This window comes from Nocardia sp. NPDC087230, assembly GCF_044744725.1.
In the GTDB taxonomy this organism is placed as follows: Bacteria; Actinomycetota; Actinomycetes; order Mycobacteriales; family Mycobacteriaceae; genus Nocardia; species Nocardia canadensis.
Genome location: NZ_JBIUYV010000015.1, coordinates 1 through 24445 on the forward strand (window position 1 = coordinate 1; position 24445 = coordinate 24445).

Consider the following 24445-nt stretch of genomic DNA (forward strand, 5'->3'; position numbering starts at 1 on the left):
CGCCCGCACAAGCTGTTCCTGCACTTCTTCGAGTCCCCGGCCGAGGTCATCGGCGAAAACGGCAAGGTCGTCGGTCTCAAGACCGAGCGCACCCAACTCGACGGCACCGGCAACGTCAAGGGCACCGGCGAGTTCAAGCAGTGGGACGTGCAGGCCGTCTACCGCGCCGTGGGCTACCTGTCGCAGAACATCACCCAGCTGCCGTTCGACGACCAGGCGGGCACCGTGCCCAACGAGGCAGGCCGCGTGATCTCCGACGAGACCGCCGAAGGCTCGGCCCGCTTCATGCCCGCCACCTACGTGACCGGCTGGATCAAGCGCGGCCCGGTCGGCCTCATCGGCCACACCAAGGGCGACGCCAACGAGACCATCGCCTGCCTGCTCGACGACGCCAAGGACTTCACCCCGGCGCCGCAGCCCGAGCTGGACGCGGTCACCACGTTCCTCGAGGGCAAGGGCATCCCGTTCACCACGTGGGCGGGCTGGTACCGCCTCGACGCGCACGAGCGCGCGCTGGGCGAGCCGGAAGGCCGTGAGCGCGTGAAGGTCGTGGAGCGCGAGGACATGCTGCGCGCTTCCGAGCCCAACAAGGTCTAGCCTCGGACGTCGGAGCCGAACTGTTCCATTCCGCCGAACTCGAGGCATTCTGTACAAGTGTTCGATGCCCACGTCCACATCATCGATCCGCGGTTCCCGCTGATCGAGAACGAAGGCTACCTGCCTGACCCGTACACCATCGCGGACTATCGAAAGCGTATGGAGCACTTCCATGTTCGCGGTGGTGCGGTGGTCAGCGCGTCGTTTCAGGGATCCGACCAGTCGTATCTGAAGGCCGCGCTGGCGGCCCTCGGGGACGGCTGGGTGGGGGTCACCCGACTGGATCTGGATGCCACCGACGACGAGATCATCGAATTGGATCGCGCCGGCGTGCGCGCGCTGCGGTTCAACCTCAAGCGCGCCGCCGCCGACATCACCGAGATGACGTTGCAGGCGCTGCGCGCGCACGAGCTGGCCGGCTGGCACGTGGAGCTCTACATCGACGGCCAGATGCTGGCCTCGCTGCAACCGGTGATCTCCAAGCTGCCCGCGCTCTCGATCGACCACCTCGGCATGTCCGAGGAGGGCCTGCCCTACCTGCTGGACCTGGTCGATCGGGGCGCGAGGGTGAAGGCCACCGGTTTCGGCCGGGTCGACATGGACGTGGCCGAGACGCTGCGCCGGATCCACGCCGTCAACCCGGGCGCGCTGATGTTCGGCTCCGATCTGCCCGGCACCAGGGCGGGCAGGCCGTTCCGGGACGCCGACGTGGAACTGATCTGGCAGGTGGTCGGCGCCGACCTGCACGCCGTGCTCGAGGACAACGCCAGGGAGTTCTACCGGCTGCCGGTCGCGGACCGGCCCGCGGCCGATCCCCTGCCGACCACGCCGATCCCGCGCACCGACAACCCGACGGTGCCGATCCCCCGCGACGAACTGCCCGGCGCGGGCGAGCACACCCGCCCGCTGCCGGTCATCGAATAGCTCAGGCCAGGATCGCGCCGGTGAACCAGACACCGGCGGCGATCAGCGCGCCGAACAGCTCGACCAGCATCGACAGGCCGACGCCCTTGAGCGCGTGCAGCGTCGCGGGCCAGGCCAGGTCGTTGGTCTTGAGCCGGTACAGCTCGGCCAGGTACACACCGAGCACGAAGCCGATGAACAGGCCGACGATCGGGATGACGAAGAACCCGGCGACGCCGAGGATCGCGCCGCACAGCAGCGCCTTGTTCGACACCCCCGCGTCCCGCATCCGCCTGCCGGGCCAGGTGTACTTCACGACGCCGGAGATGACCAGCGCCACCGTGGCGATCGCGAGCACCGTCCACGCGGCGCTACCGCCGGTCATGAAGGCCCACACCGCGATTGCCGCGAAAATCAGGATGACGCCTGGCAGGATCGGAACGATCACACCGACGAGGCCGACCAGAATGACGAGGCCTACGATGACCTCACCCCACACGCTCACTACCGGGTTCCTCCCATTGTGACGCCGAGTCGCGCCACCCGGAATTCTCGCCCATGCCCTACCCGGCTCGCCATCCCGACGCTATTGTCGGAGTGTCAATACCGTTCGACGATGAACAGAGGTCAGGTGTGAGCGAGCCTTGGCGAGCGAACCAGAAGCACAGCGCGCGATCGCGCACGACGAAGCCGAGCGCCGGCGAGGTGCAGTCGTGAGCGAGTCCACCGCCAAGCAGGGGCCCCTCGCGGGTATCAAGGTCATCGAGCTGGCCGGCATCGGGCCGGGTCCGCATGCCGCGCTACTGCTGGCCGACCTCGGCGCCGATGTGGTCCGCGTGCAGCGTCCCGGCATGATGCCCGGATTCATGGAGCGCCCGCAGTGGCGTGGCCGCACCATCGTCGAGGCGAATCTGAAGGATCCCGCCGACGTCGCCAAGATCCTCGACCTGGTCGAGCGGGCCGATGTGCTGCTGGAAGGCTTCCGCCCCGGCGTCACCGAGCGCATGGGCCTCGGCCCCGACGACGCGCTGGCCCGCAACCCGCGCCTGGTCTACGGCCGGATGACCGGCTGGGGCCAGTACGGTCCGCTCGCCGATCGCGCGGGCCACGACATCAACTACATCTCGCTGACCGGCGTGCTCAACGCCATCGGCCGCAAGGGTGAGCGGCCGGTGCCGCCGCTGAACATGGTCGGCGACTTCGGTGGCGGCTCGATGTTCCTGGTGTTCGGCGTGCTCGCCGCGCTGGTCGAGCGGCAGAGCTCCGGGCAGGGCCAGGTGATCGACGCCGCGATGATCGATGGCGCGCTCGCCCTGTCGCACATGATGTGGGGCATGCGCGGGGTCGGTCTGTGGTCCGACGAGCGCGGCACCAACCTGCTCGACACCGGCATGGCCTTCTACGACACCTACGAGACCTCCGACGGCAAGTACATGGCCGTCGGCGCGATCGAGCCGCAGTTCTACGCCCAGCTGCTGGCCGGGCTGGAGATCGACCCGGAGGGTCTGCCGATGCAGCTCGACCCGAACGGGCAGGACCAGCTGCGCAAGCTGTTCGCGGACAAGTTCAAGACCAAGACCCGCGACGAGTGGGCCGCGATCTTCGACGGTACCGACGCCTGCACCACCCCGGTGCTCACCTTCACCGAGGCTACCGAGAATCCGCACATCGCGGCCCGTACCGGCCTGATCGAGATCGAGGGCGTCGTCCAGCACGCGCCCGCGCCGCGCTTCTCCCGCACCCCCGGTGGCGTGCCGACGCCGCCGCCGTCGGAGACGACACCGATCGAATCGGTCTGGGCTGACTGATTTCCCGGCCTGTCGTCGGTAGTCTCACCGACTATCGACGACAGGCCACGGATCCGAACCGGCCACCGGCCACCGAAGGTGCTCACCGCGTTGATCGCGGTCACCACCTTCGGCGCCGCGCTGCTCGCCTTCGCGGTGGCCGAGGCGCTGCTCGACGATCGCCAGGCGCAGCTCGCCGAATCCCGTTGCCGCAGTGACGCGCCGGTCCCCATCACGGTCAGTCTGCTCAACGGCCTGGCGGCCGGGCTGCTGGCGGCCACCACGATCGCGCTGGTGTGCCTGCTGATGCTGCTGTTCCGCTATCCGTCCCCGCGCGCCGCCGCCGTGCCGCTCACCACCGTCGCGATCGTGATCTCGACGCTGTTCATGCTCGGTGCCGGGTACGAGACGGTGCGTCCGCATCCGGCCACATACCACTCGTGCGGGTTCGGCTGAGTCAGTAGCAGGTGAGCGGCTGTAGCGGATCGGCGGCGCGCGGGGTCAGCGCGTCGTAGGCGGCGGCGATCGACTTCACCGCCAGGCGCAGTTCGGCCTCGGGATGGGTGAAGGGCAGGCGCAGGAACCGCTCGAACGCGCCCTGGACGCCGAAACGCGGTCCGGCGGCGAGCAATACACCGTGATTGGGCGCGGTGGCCGCCAGGGCCGTGGAGACCGGGCTCGGCAGCTGCGCCCACACCGACATGCCACCGGCGCCGGGCACGATGTGCCAGCCGGGAAGATCCTCGGCGACCGCGTCCAGCAGGGCGGTGCGCTGGGCGCGCAACTGCTCGCGCCGCCGCTCCAGGATGGGCTCGGCGTGTCCGAGCAGGTGAACGGTGGCCAGCTGGTCCATCACCGGCGTGCCGAGGTCGACGGTGGCGCGGATGCCGAGCAGCTTGGTGATCAGCGCCTGGTTGGTGCGGATCCAGCCGACCCGCAGACCACCCCAGAACGACTTCGACGCCGACCCGATGGTGATGATCTCCGAGCCCTTCGCGAACGCGGCGACCGGCGGCGGCATGGCGTCGTCGGACAGGTTCAGCTCGCTCATCGACTCGTCGACGACGATGGTCATCCTGGTGTCGCGGGCGATGGCGGCCAGTTCGGCGCGGCCGTCGGCGTCGAGCAACAGGCCGGTGGGGTTGTTGAAGTCGGGGACCAGGTAGGCCAGCGTCGCCGCGGTCTGCCGGGCGGTGCTGCGCAGCCCGTCGAGATCCCACCCGGCGTGCGGCAACTCGGGCCGCAGCGGCACCGGGATCGGGCGGGCGCCGACATCGCGGATGGCTTCGATGGCGTTCGGGTAGCTGGGGTGCTCGATCAGCACGCGCGCGGCGGGCGAGGTGAGGACGTTGAGCAGCAGCCGCAGGCCGTGCTGGGCGCCGAGGGTCACCAGGATCTGGTCGGGCTCGGTGGGCAGGCCGCGGGCGGTATAGCGGCGGGCCAGCGCCTCGCGCAGCGCCAGCACGCCGACCGGGTCCATGCCGTGCGTGCCGAGAAAGGCCGGAATGCCTTGCAGCGCGGCCGAATACGCGTCGTGCAGCTCCGGCGGCGCCGACATCGCCGCGTAGGTCATGTCGATGGTCGGCAGTTCGGGCTGCGCCATCAGCGCCATGATGCCCCGGGTCGGCTTGGAGCCGTCGTGCTGGATGGCGGGCGGCAGCGCCACCGTGCTGCGCGAGCCCTGTCGGCTGATCAGGTAACCGTGCTCGCGCAGCAGCGAGTACGTGGAGGTGATGGTGGTGCGGCTGACGCCCAGGGTGGCGGCCAGATCCCGCTCGCTGGGCAGCGCGACGCCGAGCGGGGCGCGGCCGTCGTGGATCAGCAGCCGGATGGCCTCGGCCAGGGCCAGATAGGCGGGCCGGTGCGGACGGCGCTCGGGAGCGTCGCCGTCGGTTTCGGGGTCACGCCACCGCCCGAGGTCGCGGGCCAGGCCGGACGCGCCGATCACTCTTGTCGCCATGAAGTCCAGTATTCCGTAAGTGGATATTTCTCGGCAAGGCCAGTCGGAGGATTCTTACGTCATGACCACTTTCCTCGCCCTCGCCGTCGCCGCCGCCTTCGGGTACGCGGTCTACCACTTCTCCCCGAAACGCGGCGAACTGCCCTTCTGGCCCTTCCAGTACCTGCCGCACGACAGAGCCTTCGGCACCTACGATGAGCAGCGACTTTTCCGCGATCTGGACGCCGCGCGCGTGCACGAGGAGGAGCCGGTCGTCGAGGCGGCCGAGGCCACCGACGCCGATCCAGTCCAGTTGCCGAAAACTGGCCTTCTCTCCTCCGGTGAGCGCGGGCCACTCGCCGCGTGACCGGGGGCAGCCCCGAATCTGTCACCGGGTCGGCGCACACTGTGCTCATGAGTTCCGGAACCCGGACCGAACCGGTAGCCGCGGCACTGTTCGACACCGCGATCGGCCTGTGCGCCATCGCCTGGCACGGCGACACCGTCGTAAGGTTCCAGCTGCCCGAGGCGAGCGAGGAGGAGACGCTCGCCCGGATCACCAGACCGCTGGCCGGCGAGCCGGTCGTCGAGGACGAACCGGGACCCGTGATCACCGCGGCGATCACGGGTATCCGCGCGCATCTGGCCGGCACCCTGGACGCGCTGCGCTGGATCGACGTCGACCTCGGCGGAGTCCCCGAGTTCTACCGGGGCGTCTACGCCATCACCCGCGACATCGACCCCGGTCACACCCTCAGCTACGGCGACATCGCCACCCGTCTCGGCGCCCCCGGCTCGGCCCAGGCCGTCGGACAGGCGTTGGGCCGCAATCCCATTCCGCTGATCATCCCCTGCCATCGGGTCCTCGCCGCCGACCACGCGCTGCACGGCTTCTCCGCACCCGGCGGCATCGGCACCAAGGCCCGCCTGCTGGAGATCGAGCGCACGCCCGGCTTCGGCGAGCCGATGCTGTTCTGAACCGATGACTTCCTGAGTCCCGCCCCGTCTGCATGATCGGTGCCGCAACGCTCGGCACCCGGGGAAACCCGTGCCGACCTGCGATGGACCCGATCGCGTACCGTCGAGTCCGGTGGTCACACGGCCCGAATGCGAGAGGAACCACGATGCAGACTGTGACGTCGGCCGACGGCACCACGATTGCCTACGACCGGGTCGGGGACGGCACGGCGGGCACCGTCATCCTGATCGGCGGCGCGTTCAGCTTCCGCGAGTACTCGACGATGGTCGAGCTCGCGCAGACGCTGGCGACCGACTTCGATCTCACGGTGCTCAACTACGACCGGCGCGGGCGCGGTGACAGCGCCGACTCCCCCGGCGTGTACGACGTGGCCAACGAGATCGCCGACATCGCCGCGCTGGTCGAGGTCGCGGGCGGGAAGGCGGCGCTGTTCGGCTGGTCCTCGGGTGCCGCGCTGGCGCTGCTGGCCGCGCGCGAGGTGCCGGGGGTGACCGAGGTGGTCGCGTTCGAGCCGCCGTTCGTCGTCGATCCGAAAGACCATGTGCCGCCGAAGGATCTGGCGGACAAGCTGCATCCGATGATCGCCGCGGACAAGCGGAACAAGACAGTGCGGTACTACATGACCAAGGCGATGGGCATGCCGTGGCTGATGGTCGGCGCGATGCGGATGACGCCCTTCTGGAAAAACCTTGCCGCGACATCGAACTCGACGGCCCACGACTGGGCGGTGATGCAGCCGTACATGCGCGGCAAGTCGCTCGATCCCGCGGACTGGAGCGACGTGCGGGTCCCGGTCCTCGTCCTGGCCGGCGACCGCACCTCCCCGATGCTCACCCGGGGCGCCAAGGCGGCCGCCGCGGCGCTGCCCTCCGCGACCTTCGCCGAACTGCCCGGCGTGAGCCACAATCCGAAGGTCTCGATCCTCGCCCCGGCCATCGGCGAGTTCCTCACCACCGCCCGCTGAGCGCGATCACGTCTCGATGCGGGTGTCGCGCGAGAGCGCACCCGCACCACCGCGTGGTGATCAGCCGTGGCTGATCACGGTGGCGGCGGGTGGTCGCGGTAGAACTGGCACGGCTCGCCGGTGAGGTAGCCGTCCATACAGGCGAAGTAGGTCTGGACGCAGGCGTTGCTGGTGCAGCCCGCGGTGTACAGCATTCCCCGGATGCGCTCGTTGCGTTGCTGCGAGGGGGCCAGGGTCTGCGCCGGCGGGAGTACCGAACTCACGGGCGCGGGACTGGGTGGCGGGGTGGTTTCGCTCGGCGACGCACAGCCGGACAGCACGGCGATCGTCAGCAGCGCCGACGAGGCCAGACCCGCGCGCACCGTCATCCGTCACCTCCGTCCGAACCCGCCTCGACCGTACTACCGACGCGTCCGTGCTGCCCAGGCGGCAGCGAGCGGCGGCCCCGTCCCGATGGTCGAGTCCCGATCAGAGCGTGGCGCCGTAGCCGCTGCCGAGCACGCCGCCGACAACGGCGCCGCCGGCCGCGGCCGGAATACCGAGAGCCGCGGCCCCGGCGGCCGCTCCGACACCGGCACCGATCGCCGCGCCGGCACCGGTCGTCGCCGCGGCGATCGGCCACGCCGCGGCGAAACCGGCGCCGATGGTGCCCAGCGCACCGACACCCGCCGTAGGAATAGCCGAAGCGCCGGCGAGGATCGCGGTCGCGCCCGCGGTACCGGCCGCACCGACCGCGAAGCCGACACCGGCACCGATGCCCGCGCCGATGAGCCCACCACCGACGGCGCCGACGGCCGCCGCCGGGGCACCGACGATGGCGGCACCGGCCAGTGCGCCGCCGACCGTCGCGGCGGCGATCTTGTCCGAGCGGCTGGGGTTGATGCCGATCGAGCGGCCCTGGGTCGCGATGGCGGCCTCGACGTCGGCGGCGGAGTTGTTCACGCCGTCGAGGACCTCGCCCGGGACCTCGTCGGGTACCGGGCTGGTGAAGTCACCGACGCGCAGCGTGCGCGGAGGCGGGGCGATGGGCGCGACCGGCTCGACGGGCTCGGGGAGGTGCAGCTCCTCGATGACGATCGGCGGGGGCGGAGCGGTGTATTCGGGCACCGGGCGCGATTCCGGACGTTCGGGCGCGAGACGCTCCAGCGTGTCGGGAGCGTCGAACGTCGCCAGATCGGACCGGCCCTCGTCGGCGGGCGCCGGCGTGTTCACGCCCGGCTGCTCCGGGTTGATCCCCGGCTGCGGCACCGCGATCGCGACGCCGGCGCAGGCCACGGCCAGCGCCATCGGCAGCACGCCGACGAGCGGACGGGCGACTCGCCGCGCCGTCGAATAGTTCACATCATCGGACCGACGGATCACGCCGAACACCCACTCACACACTCGACACCATGCGGCACGTCCCCGCGTACCGCGCAGCGACGATAGCGGTAGCCGAGCGGATGCTGTCAAATCGATAGCGAGTCGACATCACTCGCGCGTGTCAGCGCTCAGCTCACCCCAGCACGTCGTGGCGCACGATCGTCTGATCGCGGCCGGGGCCCACACCGATGCACGAGATCCGCGCGCCCGAAAGCTCTTCCAGCCGCAGCACGTACGCCTGCGCGTTGGCAGGCAGCTCCTCGAAGGTGCGAGCCTGCGAGATGTCCTCCCACCAGCCGGGCATCTCCTCGTAGATCGGCTTGGCGTGATGGAACTCGGTCTGGGTGGTCGGCATCTGCTCGACCCGCTCGCCGTCGATCTCGTAGGCGACGCAGATCGGCACGGTGTCCAGACCCGACAGCACGTCGAGCTTGGTGAGGAAGTAGTCGGTGATGCCGTTGACGCGGGTGGCGTAGCGGCTGATGACCGCGTCGAACCAGCCACAGCGACGGGCGCGACCGGTGGTGACGCCCACCTCGCCGCCGTTCTTGGCCAGGAACTCACCGAAGTTGTCGAACAGCTCGGTCGGGAACGGGCCGGAGCCGACGCGGGTGGTGTAGCACTTGAGGATGCCGAGCACCGTGTCGATCTTGTTCGGGCCGATGCCGGAACCGACCGCCGCGCCGCCCGAGGTCGGGTTCGACGAGGTGACGAACGGGTAGGTGCCGTGGTCGACGTCGAGCAGAGTGCCCTGCGAACCCTCCAGCAGGATCGTGTCGCCGCGCTCGAGCGCCAGGTTCAGCTCGAGCCGGGTGTCGGAGATGCGGTGTTTGAACGACTCGGCCTGTTCGAGCACCTCGTCCACCACCTGCTGCGGGTCCAGCGCGCGGCGGTTGTAGATCTTCACCAGCACCTGGTTCTTGAATTCCAGGGCGGCCTCGACCTTCTGGGTGAGGATCTTCTCGTCGAGCACATCGGCGACGCGGACGCCGACGCGGGCGACCTTGTCCTGGTAGCAGGGACCGATGCCGCGGCCGGTGGTGCCGATCTTGCGGCTGCCGAGGAAGCGCTCGGCGACCTTATCGATGGCCACGTGGTACGGCATGATCAGGTGCGCGTCGGCCGAGAGCAGCAGGCCGGAGGTGTCGACGCCGCGCTCTTCCAGCCCGGCGAGCTCGTCGAGCAGCACGCCGGGATCGACCACGACGCCGTTGCCGATGACGTTCTTCACGCCGGGGGTGAGGATGCCGGACGGGATCAGGTGCAGGGCGAACTTGTCGCCGTTGGGAAGCACGACCGTGTGGCCTGCGTTGTTGCCGCCCTGGTAACGAACGACCCACTGCAACCGCTCACCGAGCAGATCGGTAGCTTTGCCCTTACCCTCGTCGCCCCACTGGGCGCCGATGAGGACGATTGCCGGCATTTCGCGTCTCCTACAGATCGACGGCAGCACACGGTGTACTGCAGCTACCTGCCGAATTGAGGCGGTGGCCGGAGACACAGTCTAGCCGACCCCTGATCAGGACCCTCCGACCTGCCCTGTCCGAGCACGCCGACCCCGGACCGCTGCGGGTGCCACGATCGGTTACGGTTACTTGCCGGCAGGGGGTTTGCCGTGTTCGAGGGCGACAAACCGTCGACCCGACCGAGGAGGGTGTACCGCAGTTTGAGTACCCACGTTCTCCGATGTGGTGACATGCCGGTCCCGATCGCGCTGGCCTCGCAGCCGACCACGCAGACCGGGCCACAGCCCGACACCGGCGTGATCGACGAACTGCTGCCGGTGCTGGCCGCCGACAGCCTGCCGCGCCTGATCGTGCTCGGCTCCGACGCCGCCCTGGCCACCGTGCTCACCCATCTGATGCGCACCGAACGCCTGCACGTCGAGGTCGGTTTCGTGCCGACCGAGACGACCTACGCCTCGCGGGTCTATCAGACCGCGACCGGCAACGCCGCCGCCAAGATCGCGCTCGAGGGCCGGGCGATCGAGACGCCGCTGATCCGCGACGACACCGGCACCGTACTCGTCGGCCGGGCCAGCATCACCGGCGTCGACGGCGCCAAGCTCGAGGGCGAGGCCTACGTCGACGACACCCTGCTGTTCACCGGCACGGTGACCACGATGCTGATCTCACCGACCATGACGATGCCCGGCGTCCGCGCCAGGGTCCGCAAGGGTTTGCGCAAGCGCCCCTGGGTCGCCGGCCGCGCCGCGCAGCTCGGCACGCCGGGCGCGATCGTCACCCGCGACGGGATCACCACCGACCGCAAGGTGCCCCGCTCGACCTTCTATCGTTTCGAACAACCCTGGCTCCTGGTGCGATGACCTCCTCCTTCCCCACCGGCAGGCGGGCAGGCCACAGTGCCGTCCGCCCCAGCCCGGTCTTCCTGCTCATCGTGCTGATCACCGTGCTCGGCGGCGCGCTGGCCTGGGACGCCGACATCGAGTCGGTGCGCGCCAAGGTCGGTGTGTTCGTGCTCGTGGTGTTCGGCTGGATCATCAGCCTGTGTCTGCACGAGTTCGCGCACGCCTATGTCGCGTGGCGGGCCGGTGATCATGAAGTGGAAGTGCGGGGATATCTCACCCTGAATCCGCTGAAATACAGCCACCCGGTGCTGTCGATCGGATTACCGCTGATTTTCATCGCGCTCGGCGGTATCGGATTGCCCGGTGGCGCCGTGTATGTCGACACCACGCGATTCCGGTCCGGGGTGCAGCGGCTGGTCAGCGCGGTCGGTCCGGCGTCCAATCTGCTGTGCGCGGTGGTGCTGCTGGTGGTGGTGCGCGCGTTCGGGACGATGCAGGAGCACGCCGCGTTCTGGTGCGGGCTCAGTTTTCTGGCGTTCCTGCAGATCACCGCGTTCCTGCTGAACATCCTGCCGGTGCCGGGCCTGGACGGGTTCGGGATCATCGAGCCCTCGCTGAGTTACGAGACGCGCCGGTCGCTCGACCAGATCAAGCCCTACGGAATGCTCGTTCTTTTCGCTGTCATCTTCTTCACACCATTGAGCCAGGTGTTTTTCGACGCTGTTTACGCTTTGTTCGAACTTTCCGGGGTACCTGACGGGTGGGCTGCCTACGGTAGCCACATGACCCGGTTCTGGCGTTGATAGCCTGTCGCGGGTCAGCCTCGACTCAGGAACGGAAACTCGTATGGGCACCACCGAACCGCCCGTAGTTCTCTCTGTCGTCATCCCGGCGCTCGACGAAGCCTCGGTCATCGCCGCCTGCCTAGACCGGCTGGTCGGCCAGGACGCCATCGACGAGATCATCGTCGTCGACAACGGCAGCACCGATCGCACCCGGGAGATCGTCGCCGAGCTCGCCGCCCGACATCCGAAGATCGAACTGATCGAGGAGCCGAATCCCGGCGTCGCCCATGCCCGCAATACCGGCTTCGACAAGGCGCGCGGCGACTACCTCGGCCGCATCGACGCCGACACCCTCGTCGGACCCGACTGGGGCGCCACCGTGCGCGCCCACCTCGACGCGCATCCGGACACCATGGCGGTGACCGGCATCAGCACCTACCACGACTCCCCGATCGGCTTCTTCCTCGCCGCCGCGATCGGCGGCCAGGAGCGCCTCGGCCTGATCAAACACCAGCCGGTCGGCAACGTACACGGCGCCAATATGGCGATCCGGCGGACCGCGTGGGAGCAGGTGCGCGAGGCCACCACCACCCGTCGTGACCTGCACGAAGACCTCGACCTCGCGCTCTGCCTGACCAAGGCGAAACTGCGCATCGACCAGCTGCCGCGGCTGCGCGCGGAGATCTCGGCGCGTCGCCGCCAGACGCCGCCGAGCATCTGGTGGAAATACCAGTTGCGCGGCCTGGAGACCATCGCCAACCAGGGCTACAACGTGGTGGGCTTCCACCGCGCCGTGATCACCGGGGCCTGGGTGATGCACACCTCGCAGTGGCCGATCTACCGGGTGTGGGACTTCGACCGCAAGCGATTCTCGCTGCGGCCCGGCCGCCCCAGGGTCTCCCCCGTCGGCGACTGAGCCGTCACTCCTCGGGCGTCACATACGGATTGGGCACGGTGGGCGGGAGCAGCGCCATCGCCGAGATGCGCTGCATCCCGCACACGACCATCAGATCCACCACGATCGACCGGATCTGCGCGAACACCACATGCGCCGAAAGACCGGCACCGGCAACGAGTTCGGGGCGGGCCTTCTTGGCGACGCTGCGCAGCGCGCGGGTGGCCTCGGCCTGATCGGGCTGCTCGCCCGGGTCCGCCAGCATCATCTTGCGGACCACATCGGTGGCATGGCCCAGCTGATCGACCAGGTCGATCAGGCGCGGATCGAGCACCTCGTCGTCGCGGACCAGAGTCAGGGAACGGCGCAGCAGCACACGGGTGTTGCGGACGGCGTTGTCGAGCGGATCGGCCGCCGAATGAATGCGCGCGAGGCGTTTGCGGGAGTTCCAGTACAGCGGCGAGATCCGGCTGACCTCGCGGCCGCCCTCCAGCGCCGAGCGCAGGGCGTCGATCTGCTTCTGGGTGGCGCGCACCGCCGAGAGGGCCTCGTGCACCTTCTCCGAGTTCTGTTCGAGCAGGCCGTCGGCGCAGGTGATCATCGACTTGCTCATCACCGACAGCACGTCGGCCGCGTGCTCGCGGGCGCGGCGCACCGGGTGCAACGGGATCAGCCCGACCATGAGCACCCCGACCAGGCCACCGACCAGTGCGTCGATCATCCGGCTCGGCCCGGCCCCGGACGACTGACTCAGCGTCGAGACCAGCACGGCCGAACCCGCCGCCTGGATGGTGATGATCGAGCCGCCGTCGAGGAACACCGAGCACGCCATCGCGGCGGCGACCACCAGGCCCACCTGCCAGACCCCGGTGCCGACCTGCGCGATGAACAGGTCACCGATGCCGATGCCGACGGCGACGCCGACCACCAGCTCCACCGACCGGCGGATCCGGGCGCCGAAGGAGATGCCGATCGAGACGATCGCCGCGGTCGGCGCGAAGAACGGGTCGGGGTGCCCGATGACGTTGTGCGCGATGAACCACGCCAGTGCCGCACCCAGTGAACACTGGATGATCGGGATCATCGACAGCCGCAGGCGCACCGCCGACGCCTTCACGCGATCGACGGTGCTGTCCTTGGCGGCGGCGACGACCGGGCTGGCCGCGGCGACGACGGGATGGGGATCGCTCACCTACGACTCGGATCCGGCCGCGGGCTCAGTCCAGGCCGAGTTCGGCTGCCGCGTGCGGATCGCAGTCCTCGAGCAGATCCAGGCAGCGGGCGTATTCCTCGGTCTCACCGATGGTCTTGGCCGCCCTGGCCAGCGCGCCGACGCTGCGCAGGAAACCCTGGTTCGGTTCGTGATTCCACGGGACGGGGCCGAAGCCCTTCCAGCCGTTGCGGCGCAGCAGGTCGAGGCCGCGGTGGTAACCGGTGCGGGCGAAGGCGTAGGCGGCGACGGTGTCGTGGTTGACCTCGTCGCCCGCGCGCTCGAGCGACGCCTCGGCCAGCTGCGCCCACGCGATCGACGCGGCCGGATGATCGGCGGCGACCTGGACGGGATCGGTGCCCGCCGCGATGGCGTCCTCGGCGTCGATCAATTCCGGAAGGAGGACCGGCTGCGGTCCGAGCAGGTCACCGAAGGAGGTCATGGGTTCATTGTGCACCGAGGCCCGTGACGTCGTCGCCCGGCCCGCCGCGAGGCGATCGGCGAACCCCTCGGCGCGGCGCGCACTAGGCTGTGGCGCGAGTGGAACGTTCGAGCCTGAGCGAGGGGTACTAGGTGTCCGACCCGACCGACGAGAACAACGCGGCAGCCGAATCTGCCGACCCCGGCGCGACCGCCCAGCGCGGCGCCGATTCGTCGAACACCGCGCCGTCGACCGGCGCGCCCAAGTCGACCCCCGAAGCGGTGACCGAACCGGGCAGGCCGACCGTTCCCCCCGGCAACGCGGAGACGGTTGTCATCCGCCGTGGTGAGCTGCCGGGCGCTGCCGGCGCCGGCGACCAGTCGACCGAGCGACATACGAACGCACCCGGCGGACGCTCGCCGTCCGAACGCCCGGCGAACGCGCCCGGTGGTCAGCAGCCGTCCGGGCGACCGGGCGACGGCCTCGGCACTGCGCCTGGCGGACAGCGCCCTTCGGGCCCGGGGAATTCCTCGGCCGGAGGCCCCGTCGGCGGCGGCCCGCGTCCACAGGGCGGCCCCGCCGCGCCGCCCCCGCGCCGCGCTCAACCGGTCGGCCGATCGGCGAACCCGGCTGCCGGACAACAACCTTCGCGCCCCGGCGGTCCGGGCAACCAGCCCGCCGGCCCACGTCAGGGCGCACCCGGTGCGCCGATGGGCCGCCCCACCGACACCCCCGGCGGCCGTCCGGCACCAGGCCAGGGCCCCGGCCCGCAAGGCGGTCCCGGTGGCCACGGCCCGCACAGTGGTCCCGGCGGCGGTCCGGCGTCGGGTCCGGGTAACGCTCCCGGCCCGCAAGGCGGATTCGGCGGCCGCCCGGCATCGGGTCCGGGCGGCGCTCCCGGCGCGCCAGGTGGCCCCGGCAGGCCCTTCGCTCCCGGCAATACGCCCGGCGGGCAACAGAACTCAGGCCCCGGCAGCCAACGCGTCGCGGGTGGTCCCGGTACCCCGCCGCACGCGAGGCAGCCCGGCTCCGCTCCTGGCGGACGTCCCACGGGCCCGGGCGGGCCGCAGGGGTTCGGACCCGGCAACGCGCCTGGCCGACAGCAGTCTTCGGGTTCGGGTGCGCCACAGGTGAATCGCACGCCGGGCGCGCAATCCGGCGGCACGGCACCTGGCGAACGATCCGTTCCCGACTCCGCCGTCCGGCGCCCCGGCGCGGGCGCGCAAAGCGCTGCGCCGCAGCAGGGCTCCAAGGCGGGCACCTCGCCGCTGGCGGGCCTCTCGCAGGGCCTGCCTGGCGACGATCGCGCGGAACAGATCAGCCCGGACGCCACGAGCCGTGGCGGCGAGCACCCGGCCGACCTCGCCGGACCGAACGCGCCGACCGCGGCGATGTCGATCCCGGGCCGGAAACCGGCTGGTGCCCAGGCCTATTCGGCCGACGACCGCACCGTCAAGGTCCCGAGCGCGCAGTCCAAGGCCGCCCAGGCAGACATCTCGACCGCGGAGATGAGTCAGGCCGACCGCCCGTCGAAGTCGGACACGAAGGCAGGCAAGGGAACCGCCGCGGCGGTGGGTGCCGCGGCGGCCGGTGCGGCCGTCGCAGGAGCCGCCGCCGCGGGCGCACGCGCGTCCGACGAGAACCAGGCGGCCGACGCGACCACAGGCACCGACGCCGCCGAAGGGCCGGCGCAGGCGGACCGGGGCGCCACCGGCGCCGCGGCAGCGACCGACACGGGCAGGGGCGCGGACGCACCGGACGCCGGACCCGCGCCGGGCACCGATGCCGCAGCGGGCGCCCCGGCGGCCGGACCGGGCTCCTCCGCCGACTCGACCGCTACCACCAGCTCCGCGGCAGACCACGGCGCCGCGGCGACAGCAGGCTCCGCGGCAGCGAGCGGCGGCGAGGGCGCCGATGCCACGGCAGCGGACGCTCCCACCGGCGCGGGTGCGGCGGTGGATGCCGCGACTACCCCTGTTGGGGGCACCGACGCGACCAGCTCCACGGCAACAGATCGCGGCACCGCGACCGAGCCAGGCTCCGCAGCAGCGAGCCGTATGCGCGCGGCAGGCACCCCCACAAGCAACGCGCCGGGCAGCCCCACAAGCGGCGCGCCGGGCACCCCCGCCGACAACGCGACAAACTCCCCCGCAAGCGGCGCGGCAGGCACCTCCACCGACAACGCGACAAACTCCCCCGCAAGCGGTGCGGCGGCGGGCGCCGCAGCGGCAGCCGGTGGCGGCTCCCAGGCCGTGGGCGCTGCCGGCGGCACGGGTGCGAGCCCTGCGGGTTCGCGGGACTCCGGTGCCGCGCAGCCGGGCTCCGGTGATGCCGACGCGCCCACCGTGTCCGGAGTCGTTGCCGACAAGGATGTTTCGCGGTCGGGCGGGGCCGACGCGACCGAGAAGTTCCAGACCGGAGCGGGTTCCGGCGGCCAGGGCACGTCAGCGGGCCGTCCCGGCGGGGAGGCACGCGGCGCGGGTGATCGGCCGGGCGCGGCGGCCGCCGCTGGAGCGGCTTCGTTGCGGAAGGGCGGGGGTGAGGTGCCCGCGTCGGAGGATCAGACCATCGCGATGCGGGTGGTGAATCCGGCGGACGCGCCGACCACCGCGATGCCGGTGCAGCGGCCGCAGAGCACGGATCGGGTGGTGCCGTCCGCGGGTGGCAGGCCGATGACGCCGCCGCCGAATACGCCACGGGGTCCCGCGGGGCCTCGGCAGGCGGGGCATCAGGGGCCCGCCGGGCCGCATGGGCCGGGGATCGAGGAGACGCAGCCGTCGCCGCCGCGTGGACCGAGCGCGCCGCCCAAGCAGGCGTCGGCACCGTCGCCCGCCGACATCCAGCCGACCCGGCCCGCGCAGCAGCTGGCCGAGGGCAAGCGCCAGGACGCGCCGCGACCGGTCGCGCCCCCGCAGCGGATCGAGGCGCCGCAGGAACCGGCGGCCGACAAGCCCGCGCGTTCGAAGCGCTGGCTGCTGGCCGTCGCCGGCGCGGCGGTGCTGGTCATCGCCCTGATCGCGACCGTGGTGGCGCTGATGACCGGCGGGGACAACTCGCCGGAGGGCCAGGTCCGCACCGCGATCGGCGACTACGCCGACGCGCTGCGCAGCGGTGACCTGGACAACCTGCGGTCGAGCACGTGCGGCCAGCTGCACGACTTCTATCAGGGCATCACCGCCGACCAGTTCAAGGGCGTGCATCAGCTCTCGACCGAGCGCGGTTCCATCCCCGTCGTCGCGAGCGTGGATGCGGTGCGCATCACAGGCGACACCGCGCTGGCCGAGGCGACCGTCTACACATCGGCGGATCCGTCCAAGCGGACCGCGCGGACCTTCGACCTGCAGCGCACCGACGGAAACTGGAAGGTCTGCGACCCCGCGGGCACCCCGTAGCGGCGTGTCGACCCGTCGTAGCGGCAGTTGATGACCGCTATGACGGGTCACACATAACTGGTCATCCGGTTGGGTACTCGAGTAACATTTTCCGGATCATGAGCAGGGAACAGACAGTGTCGCAGCCGGGCACCGAAGCTGTGGTCCCGGATGCGTCGCTGGTCGGCCAGCGCTTCGGTTTCCGCGATCACTACGAAGTCGGCCGCGAGAAGATCCGGGAATTCGCCAGGGCCGTGCAGAACACGCACCCCGCCCACCACCAGGAAGTCGACGCGCGCAAGCTCGGGTACGACGGCGTCATCGCGCCGCCGACCTTCGCGTCGGTGATCGGGATGAGCGCCACCAGGGCGCTGCTCGACAGCGTGCTCACCGAGTACGACCTCTCCCAGGTGCTGCAAACCGACCAGGTCTTCGAGATCTACCGGCCCATGCTGGCCGGTGACCGGATCCGGACCGAGATCGAGATCGAGTCGATCCGCCAGTTCGGCGACAACGACTTCGTCAACGTCGGCTTCACGCTGGTCAATCAGGACGACGAGATCGCCGTGCAGGGCACCACCACCATCGTGGCCCGCCGCGGTGTCGAGGTGGACCCCAACATCGTCGAGGCCGTCGAGAACATCAGCATGCACGCGCGCCCGGCCGCGATCGCCGGGGTCGACACCGACGACATCCTGATCCGCCGCACCGGCCCCGCGCCGGTCGCCCCGGCACGCGAGTTCGCGCCGGTCAACACCGTCCCCGAGTTCGGCTCGGTGGCCAAGGGCGACGAGCTGCCCGCGGGCATCGCCAAGGTGACGCGCGGCGACCTGGCCAACTACGCCGGTGTCTCCGGCGACCCGAACCCGATCCACTTCAGCGATCGCGCCGCCGAACTGGCCGGCCTGCCGACGGTGGTGGCCCACGGCCTGCTCACCATGGGCCTGGCAGCCCAGTACCTGAGCGACTGGCTCGGCGACCCGACCGCGATCGCGAAGCTGGCCGTGCGCTTCTCCGGTTTCGTCCCGGTGCCGCCTGCCGCGGCGGGCGTCATCGAGTTCTCCGGCAAGGTCAAGTCGATCGACCCGCAGCGCCGCGGCGCCACCATCCTGTTGAGCGGAATCTCCGAGGGCCGCAAGCTCTTCGGCCGCGCCGTCGCCGAAGTTCGCCTCACCTGAGACGTCGTCGCCGGTGGCCGGGGCGAAACGCCTAGGCCACCGCGATGAACGTCAGAATCGTCGCCCCGATGCGGATGAGGTCGCCGTCGGCGAGCAGCGCGCCGCTGTCGATCGGCACCTCGTTGACGTAGACACCGTTGGCCGAGTGCAGATCCTTGATCAGCAGGCCGGCGCGGCTGGGCATGATGTGGGCGTGGTAGCGGCTGGCCTTCGGATCGTCGAGGACCAGCTCGTTGTCGGTCATCCGGCCGATCCGCAAGCCGCCGTGCGGAATCGGGATGGTGCGACCGTCGGCGAAGCGCAGGTTGCCGTTGCGGATCGAGCGCGGCACCTCGGTGACCGTCTCGGTCATCGCCGCCGCGAGCTGCTCGGAACGCTTGGCCTCCACCACATTCAGCGGTTCCTGCCGCAGCACCCGCTGTTCCAGCTCGATCAGCGCGGCACCGGGATCGATGCCGAGTTCCTCGGCCAGCACATTGCGCACCCGGCGGCACGCTTCCAGCGCGTCGGCCTGGCGGCCGGACAGGTAGAGCGCGGTGATCAGCTGACCCCACAGCGGCTCGCGCAGCGGGTGCTCGTTGGTCATCGAGACCAGCTCACCGATCACCGAAGACGCCCGCCCGCAGGCGATTTCGGCGTCGACGCGGGCGGAGACGGCCAGCAGCCGCTCCTCGTCCATCGCGGTGGCGAAGCCGTCGGCGAATTGCAGACCGGCCAGGTCGGCCAGCGCGCGCCCGGACCACTCCCGCAGCGCGGCGCCGAAGAGGTTGGCCGCGCCGGGGTGATCGCCTACCTCCAGGCAGCGGGTGCCCGCCTCGCGCGCGTTCTCGAACCGGCCGAGATCGCACGCGGTGTCCGGGATCTCGAGCCGATAGCCCGCGCCCTCGGTGCGCAGGACCTGAGCCGAGTCGATGCCCGCGTTGCGCAGGGCCTTGCGGATGTTCGAGACGAACACCTGCAGGCTGGCGGCGTAGGAGTCCGGCGGATCCTCGTTCCAGACCATCTCGGCCAGCACGGCAGAAGACACCGCGCGCCGTCGGTTGACGGTGAGCGCGGCTAGCAGAGCGCGCGGCTTGGGCCCGCCGACCGCCACCGGCTCGCCGCCGACCAGCAGTCGAACGGGCCCGAGCACACGGACATCAAGACTCATGAGCTCGGGCCCCGTTTGATTGTCGCGAAAGGCCGATCAGGAACCGCTGACGGAACGACCGGCCGACTTCAGGTCGTTGCACGCCTCGACGACGCGCGCGGCCATCGAGGTCTCGGCCTTCTTCAGGTAGCTGCGCGGGTCGTAGACCTTCTTGTTGCCGACCTCACCATCGATCTTCAGCACGCCGTCGTAGTTGGCGAACATGTGGCCGGCGACCGGACGGGTGAAGGCGTACTGGGTGTCGGTGTCGACGTTCATCTTCACGACGCCGTAGCGCAGCGAGTCCTCGATCTCGGACTTCAGCGAGCCCGAACCACCGTGGAAGACGAAGTCGAACGGCTGCGAGCCCTCGGGCAGCGCCAGCTTGGCGGCCGCGACGCGCTGGCCCTCGGCCAGCACCTCGGGCTTGAGCACCACGTTGCCCGGCTTGTACACACCGTGCACGTTGCCGAAGGTGGCGGCCAGCAGGTACTTGCCGTTCTCACCGGCGCCGAGCGCGTCGATGGTCTTCTCGAAGTCCTCGGGCGAGGTGTAGAGCTTGTCGTTGATCTCGGCCTCGACGCCGTCTTCCTCGCCACCGACGACGCCGATCTCGACCTCGAGGATGATGTTGGCGGACTTCGAGAGCTTCAGCAGCTCCTTGGCGATCTCGAGGTTCTCGTCGATCGGGATGGCCGAGCCGTCCCACATGTGCGACTGGAACAGCGGGTTCTGGCCGTTGTTCACCCGCTCCTGCGAGATCGCGAGCAGCGGACGCACGTAGGTGTCCAGCTTGTCCTTGGGGCAGTGGTCGGTGTGCAGCGCGATCGTCACGTCGTACTTCGCGGCGACCACGTGCGCGAACTCGGCCAGCGCCACCGCGCCGGTGACCATGTCCTTCACGCCCAGACCGGAGCCGAACTCGGCGCCACCGGTCGAGAACTGGATGATGCCGTCGCTGCCCGCGTCCGCGAAGCCCTTGATGGCGGCGTTGATCGTCTCCGACGAAGTGCAGTTGATAGCCGGGAATGCGAACGAGTGCGCCTTGGCCCGGCCGAGCATCTCGGCGTAGACCTCCGGAGTCGCGATAGGCACAGCAGTGACCTCCGTGTGTGGGGAGCGAAAAACCAATTCTGTCAGGCGTCAGCCTACTGTGGGCCACTCATGTCACAGATTCGCCCGGTACTGTGGGGGCCGTGACTTTGCTGGCGGTATCCGATGCGGTGACGAACAACCTTGCGTTGACCCAGTTGCTGGACCCGATGTATCTGCTCCAGGAGACCTGGCTCAAGAACGCGGTCCTACCCGCCATCCTGGCCATCGTCTTCATCGAGACCGGCCTGCTGTTCCCGTTGCTGCCCGGTGACTCGCTGCTGTTCACCGGCGGCATGCTGGCCGCGCAGCCGAACCCGCCGGTCTCCATCTGGGTGCTGGTGCCCCTGGTGATCCTCGTCGCCTTCGCCGGCGACCAGTGCGCGTATTGGATCGGTCGCAAGATCGGCCCGGCCATCTTCAAGAAGGAAGACAGCCGCTTCTTCAAGAAGCAGTACGTCATCGAGACGCACGAGTTCTTCGAGAAGCACGGCCCCAAGACCATCATCCTGGCCAGGTTCGTGCCGATCGTGCGCACGTTCATGCCGGTGCTGGCCGGTGTGTCGAAGATGAGCTACCGCAAGTACGTGGCGTTCGACATCGTCGGCGCGGTGCTGTGGGGTGGCGGTGTCACGGTGCTCGGCTACTTCCTGGGCAACGTGCCGTTCATCCGGGACCACATCGAGGGCATCTTCCTGCTGATCGTGTTCGTCTCGATCCTGCCCGCGATCATCACCGTCGGTAAGAAGGTGCTCGACAAGCGTCGCGGTACCGCGCCCACCGAGGACGCGCCCGCCGCCGAGCTGGCCGCTTCGGCGAACGAGATCCGCTGAGCAAGTGACCGCAGTACCGTCGACCCTGGCACTGGGCAGCTTCGAGCCACTGATCTCGGCAGGCCCCGCCGTGGTCTGGACGGTTGTCCTCGTCTTCGTCTTCCTCGAATGCGCGTTCATCATCGGGCTGTTCCTGCCCGGTGACTCCATGCTGATCACCGCCGGCATCGTGATGGCCTCGCACGCCAACGGCGAAGCGCAGGTCTGGGCCCTGTCGGTGGGCACCATGGTGGCCGCCATCGCGGGTAATCAGGTGGGCTATGTCGTGGGCCAGCGCACCGGGCACCACCTGGTCGCGCGCAAGAACGGCCGCTATATCAACACCAGGAATCTGGCCAAGGTCACCGCGCTGCTGGAGAAACACGGGTTCCTCGCCGTGCTGGTGGCGCGCTGGATTCCGTGGGTGCGCACGCTGTGCCCGATGGTCGCGGGCGCGGCCAAGATGGATCACCGCCGCTACACCATCGCCAGCACCCTCGGCGCGATCATCTGGGCCCCGGTGCTGCTGCTGATCGGCTACTACGCGGGCGAGTTCCTCGAGCAGGTGCCGTGGCTGATGCCCGCGGTGATCGGCACGATGATCGTCGGCCTGATCATCGGCACGATCCTGGGCCTGCGCCACTACCGGCAGGAGATGGCCAAGCCGGCCGAGGACTTCGATATCGACCGGGCGCCCAGCGTCGTCGGCGAAGCCGAGCGCTGACAGCTCACAGCCCGGCCGCGGTGACCTGGTAGGCGGCTTCCATCAGCATCCAGCCGGACAGCTGCACCGACAGATCGCGTTCCGGCACGACCGAGGCCGTCACGGAACCGCCCGCCGTGAACTTGCCCGCACCGGCCGTGCCGCCGGGTAAGCGGGCGGGTTTGCTCCAGTCGTGGCCGAACAGCGGCTCGCCCTCGACCTCGAGGCGATTGGCCCAGGCCGCGGTCGCCGACGCCTTCACGATGGCCGCCGCGGTCCGCCGATCGGTCTCCTGCTGCTTGCCGTCGCCGGGCAGCATCAGGGCGACGACCGCCAGATAGCGGGCGAGGATGCCGTTGAACAGGCCGCCGTCGCCGCCGCCACCACCGGAGATCACCAGGCGGGTGGTCATGTGTTCCTCGACGGCGGCCAGCAGGCGGCCGACCCGCGCGAGGTGCCGCTCGTCGTCGTCGATACGCACGGCCAGCTCGGTCTCCAGGCCGAGCACGACGCCCTGGCAGTAGCTGAACACCGGGCGCTCGATCTCGCCGGACGGCAGGTGGATGCCGTCGAGAATCAGGCCGGACTCGGGGTCGCGCAGGGTGGCGTCGATCCAGTCGGCCATCTGCTGCGCGCGCTCGACCCGGCCCAGGCGCAGCAGCGCGATGCCCGCCGGGCCGTTGGCGGGGGCATTGAAGAAGTCCGACCGGACCCGCCACGGGATGCCGCCGCCGGTCTCCGGGTCCCAGGCGCCGTAGAGCTGCTGTTCGAGCGCGACGAGGGCACGGCGGGCGGTGGTCAGCTCCTGGGTGCGCTCGGCGCGTTCCAGCGCGATCGCGAGCCAGGCCATGTCGTCGTAGTAGCGGTTGGTCCAGCCGGTGATGTTGCGGAGCCGGATGGCGCGGGCGATCGCGCCGATCCGCCGCCGCCGTGCGGGCGTGGGGACCCGGTTGGCGGCGTCGACCGCGATGTCGAGCAGATGCGCCTGCCACCAGTAGTGCCAGCCGGCGAAGCCGCGTTCACGCCGGGTGGCAGGCCAGCCGACGACTCCCAATTCCGTTCCGGGACAACCCCACAGCATGCGCAGGTGCCGCGAGATGATCGCGGACTCGGCCATGTCGGCGCGCTCGGACCACAACGCCGGTGTCGGCACGGATCCGGCGCGTTCTGTGGGCTGTGGGCGCCGGCCGCTGCGCGAGGTCATAGGACCATGGTGCCAGTTGCTGCCCGGTTTCCGCGCCCGTTCTGTTACCGATTCGAGGCTGATTCGATCACAACCGGGCCGATGCACACATCAAGACGGTCAGGAACCGACCGCTACCAGGCCAGCGACAGGTCGGCGTGCTGCCTGATCCAGGCGTGCATGGCGATCCCGGCGGCGACGCCGGCGTTGATGCTGCGGGTCGAGCCGAATTGGGCGATCGAAACCGTCAGCGCGGCAGCGTCTTTCGCATCGTCGCTGACACCGGGGCCTTCCTGGCCGAACAGCAGCAGGCAGTCGCGGGGCAGTTGCGCGGTCTCCAGCGGGACCGCGCCGGGCACATTGTCGACCGCGACGACGGCCAGTCCCTCGGCGTCGGCGAAGGCGCGCAGCTCGGCCAGATCGCTGTGGTGCACCAGGTGCTGGTAGCGGTCGGTGACCATCGCGCCACGCCGGTTCCACCGCCGCCTGCCGACGATGTGCACCGCGGCCGCGGCGAAGGCGTTGGCGGTGCGGACCACGGTGCCGATGTTGGCGTCGTGCCCGAAGTTCTCGATGGCCACGTGGAAAGGAAAACGGCGCGCGTCGATGTCGGCGACGATCGCCTCGCGGGTCCAGTAGCGGTACGCGTCGACGACATTGCGCCGGTCACCCTCGGCCAGCAGCACCGGGTCGTAGCGTTCGTCGGTGGGCGCCGGGGTGCCGTATTCCTGTTCCCACGGCCCGAGCCCGTGCGGATGCTCGCCCCATTCGGTCGGACCCGCGACCTCGACCTCGGGCGATGGCACTGACTCGTTCACCCGGAGAAT

Annotated in this window: 25 protein-coding genes and 1 pseudogene; 14 read left to right on the plus strand and 12 right to left on the minus strand. The window is 70.1% G+C overall.

The window, feature by feature from the left end:
• Positions 1-597, plus strand: a pseudogene (locus ACIO52_RS30290) (pyridine nucleotide-disulfide oxidoreductase); the annotation flags it as partial.
• A 57-nt stretch (positions 598-654) separates the two neighbouring features.
• Complete coding sequence (locus ACIO52_RS30295; protein ID WP_218715886.1) at positions 655-1521, plus strand: amidohydrolase; 867 nt, start codon at positions 655-657, stop codon at positions 1519-1521.
• A gap of 1 nt (position 1522) precedes the next feature.
• On the opposite strand, the gene ACIO52_RS30300 is transcribed toward ACIO52_RS30295, so the two are convergent.
• Positions 1523-2005 (minus strand): DUF456 domain-containing protein, encoded by a 483-nt coding sequence (locus tag ACIO52_RS30300; RefSeq protein WP_218715887.1) that lies wholly within the window; start codon positions 2003-2005, stop codon positions 1523-1525.
• Between the two features lie 208 nt (positions 2006-2213).
• Between ACIO52_RS30300 and ACIO52_RS30305 the strand changes: the two genes are divergently transcribed.
• Together ACIO52_RS30305 and ACIO52_RS30310 are read left to right on the plus strand one after the other, a co-directional pair.
• Positions 2214-3308: a CaiB/BaiF CoA-transferase family protein gene (locus tag ACIO52_RS30305; RefSeq protein ID WP_218715888.1), complete on the plus strand. Its 1095-nt coding sequence runs from the start codon at positions 2214-2216 to the stop codon at positions 3306-3308.
• A gap of 90 nt (positions 3309-3398) precedes the next feature.
• A complete protein-coding gene (locus tag ACIO52_RS30310; RefSeq protein ID WP_218715889.1) occupies positions 3399-3743 on the plus strand; it encodes a hypothetical protein in 345 nt (114 codons plus the stop codon).
• A 1-nt stretch (position 3744) separates the two neighbouring features.
• On the opposite strand, the gene ACIO52_RS30315 is transcribed toward ACIO52_RS30310, so the two are convergent.
• The gene (locus ACIO52_RS30315) at positions 3745-5247 is read right to left on the minus strand and encodes a PLP-dependent aminotransferase family protein (protein ID WP_218715890.1); all 1503 of its coding nucleotides are present in this window, start codon (positions 5245-5247) and stop codon (positions 3745-3747) included.
• Positions 5248-5308: 61 nt separating this feature from the next.
• Between ACIO52_RS30315 and ACIO52_RS30320 the strand changes: the two genes are divergently transcribed.
• The 3 genes from ACIO52_RS30320 (at position 5309) to ACIO52_RS30330 (ending at position 7169) form a co-directional block, all read left to right on the plus strand.
• Positions 5309-5593: a hypothetical protein gene (locus ACIO52_RS30320; RefSeq protein WP_218715891.1), complete on the plus strand. Its 285-nt coding sequence runs from the start codon at positions 5309-5311 to the stop codon at positions 5591-5593.
• Between the two features lie 47 nt (positions 5594-5640).
• The gene (locus tag ACIO52_RS30325) at positions 5641-6204 is read left to right on the plus strand and encodes a methylated-DNA--[protein]-cysteine S-methyltransferase (protein ID WP_218715892.1); all 564 of its coding nucleotides are present in this window, start codon (positions 5641-5643) and stop codon (positions 6202-6204) included.
• A gap of 146 nt (positions 6205-6350) precedes the next feature.
• Complete coding sequence (locus ACIO52_RS30330; protein WP_402648707.1) at positions 6351-7169, plus strand: alpha/beta fold hydrolase; 819 nt, start codon at positions 6351-6353, stop codon at positions 7167-7169.
• A 74-nt stretch (positions 7170-7243) separates the two neighbouring features.
• On the opposite strand, the gene ACIO52_RS30335 is transcribed toward ACIO52_RS30330, so the two are convergent.
• The 3 genes from ACIO52_RS30335 to ACIO52_RS30345 all read right to left on the minus strand — a co-directional run bounded on the left by ACIO52_RS30335 (position 7244) and on the right by ACIO52_RS30345 (position 9954).
• Positions 7244-7537 (minus strand): hypothetical protein, encoded by a 294-nt coding sequence (locus ACIO52_RS30335; protein WP_218715894.1) that lies wholly within the window; start codon positions 7535-7537, stop codon positions 7244-7246.
• 100 nt (positions 7538-7637) lie between these two features.
• Positions 7638-8531 carry a hypothetical protein gene (locus tag ACIO52_RS30340; RefSeq protein ID WP_402648710.1) on the minus strand — a complete coding sequence of 298 codons (894 nt, stop codon included), beginning with the start codon at positions 8529-8531 and terminating at the stop codon, positions 7638-7640.
• Between the two features lie 133 nt (positions 8532-8664).
• Positions 8665-9954: an adenylosuccinate synthase gene (locus tag ACIO52_RS30345; RefSeq protein ID WP_218715864.1), complete on the minus strand. Its 1290-nt coding sequence runs from the start codon at positions 9952-9954 to the stop codon at positions 8665-8667.
• A gap of 273 nt (positions 9955-10227) precedes the next feature.
• Here ACIO52_RS30345 and ACIO52_RS30350 point away from each other — a divergent pair, with 273 nt between their 5' ends.
• The 3 genes from ACIO52_RS30350 to ACIO52_RS30360 are packed head-to-tail and all read left to right on the plus strand — an operon-like array spanning position 10228 to position 12540.
• On the plus strand, positions 10228-10857 hold the full coding sequence (locus tag ACIO52_RS30350; RefSeq protein ID WP_218715865.1) for a hypothetical protein: 630 nt from the start codon (positions 10228-10230) through the stop codon (positions 10855-10857).
• Entirely contained in the window at positions 10854-11642 is a 789-nt protein-coding gene (locus tag ACIO52_RS30355) for a site-2 protease family protein (protein ID WP_218715866.1), read from the plus strand. Before ACIO52_RS30350 ends, ACIO52_RS30355 begins: the two co-directional genes overlap by 4 nt.
• A gap of 43 nt (positions 11643-11685) precedes the next feature.
• Positions 11686-12540, plus strand: coding sequence for a glycosyltransferase family 2 protein (locus ACIO52_RS30360; protein WP_402648713.1), 855 nt, complete (start codon positions 11686-11688; stop codon positions 12538-12540).
• A gap of 4 nt (positions 12541-12544) precedes the next feature.
• Here the strand turns inward: ACIO52_RS30360 and ACIO52_RS30365 are convergent, their stop codons facing one another.
• The 3 genes from ACIO52_RS30365 to ACIO52_RS30375 form a co-directional block, all read right to left on the minus strand.
• Complete coding sequence (locus ACIO52_RS30365) at positions 12545-13711, minus strand: aromatic acid exporter family protein (RefSeq protein ID WP_218715868.1); 1167 nt, start codon at positions 13709-13711, stop codon at positions 12545-12547.
• A 25-nt stretch (positions 13712-13736) separates the two neighbouring features.
• Complete coding sequence (locus ACIO52_RS30370; protein WP_218715869.1) at positions 13737-14171, minus strand: DUF3151 domain-containing protein; 435 nt, start codon at positions 14169-14171, stop codon at positions 13737-13739.
• Positions 14172-14298: 127 nt separating this feature from the next.
• On the minus strand, positions 14299-14487 hold the full coding sequence (locus tag ACIO52_RS30375; protein WP_316576323.1) for a hypothetical protein: 189 nt from the start codon (positions 14485-14487) through the stop codon (positions 14299-14301).
• A gap of 793 nt (positions 14488-15280) precedes the next feature.
• Between ACIO52_RS30375 and ACIO52_RS30380 the strand changes: the two genes are divergently transcribed.
• Positions 15281-17542: a hypothetical protein gene (locus tag ACIO52_RS30380; protein ID WP_402648717.1), complete on the plus strand. Its 2262-nt coding sequence runs from the start codon at positions 15281-15283 to the stop codon at positions 17540-17542.
• A 98-nt stretch (positions 17543-17640) separates the two neighbouring features.
• Positions 17641-18699, plus strand: a complete 1059-nt coding sequence (locus ACIO52_RS30385) for a fused (3R)-hydroxyacyl-ACP dehydratase subunits HadA/HadB (protein ID WP_218716176.1) — start codon at positions 17641-17643, stop codon at positions 18697-18699.
• Positions 18700-18730: 31 nt separating this feature from the next.
• Here the strand turns inward: ACIO52_RS30385 and ACIO52_RS30390 are convergent, their stop codons facing one another.
• Positions 18731-19849, minus strand: a complete 1119-nt coding sequence (locus ACIO52_RS30390; protein WP_218716177.1) for a BTAD domain-containing putative transcriptional regulator — start codon at positions 19847-19849, stop codon at positions 18731-18733.
• A 36-nt stretch (positions 19850-19885) separates the two neighbouring features.
• Entirely contained in the window at positions 19886-20923 is a 1038-nt protein-coding gene (fbaA, locus tag ACIO52_RS30395; protein ID WP_218716178.1) for a class II fructose-bisphosphate aldolase, read from the minus strand.
• A 167-nt stretch (positions 20924-21090) separates the two neighbouring features.
• Between fbaA and ACIO52_RS30400 the strand changes: the two genes are divergently transcribed.
• Entirely contained in the window at positions 21091-21753 is a 663-nt protein-coding gene (locus ACIO52_RS30400) for a DedA family protein (RefSeq protein ID WP_255586704.1), read from the plus strand.
• Between the two features lie 4 nt (positions 21754-21757).
• Complete coding sequence (locus tag ACIO52_RS30405; RefSeq protein WP_218716179.1) at positions 21758-22456, plus strand: DedA family protein; 699 nt, start codon at positions 21758-21760, stop codon at positions 22454-22456.
• A 4-nt stretch (positions 22457-22460) separates the two neighbouring features.
• Here ACIO52_RS30405 and ACIO52_RS30410 read toward each other — a convergent pair whose 3' ends face one another.
• Positions 22461-23552, minus strand: a complete 1092-nt coding sequence (locus ACIO52_RS30410) for a glycoside hydrolase family 76 protein (protein WP_218716194.1) — start codon at positions 23550-23552, stop codon at positions 22461-22463.
• Between the two features lie 200 nt (positions 23553-23752).
• Positions 23753-24436 (minus strand): TrmH family RNA methyltransferase, encoded by a 684-nt coding sequence (locus ACIO52_RS30415; RefSeq protein WP_218716180.1) that lies wholly within the window; start codon positions 24434-24436, stop codon positions 23753-23755.
• Positions 24437-24445 lie beyond the last annotated feature (9 nt).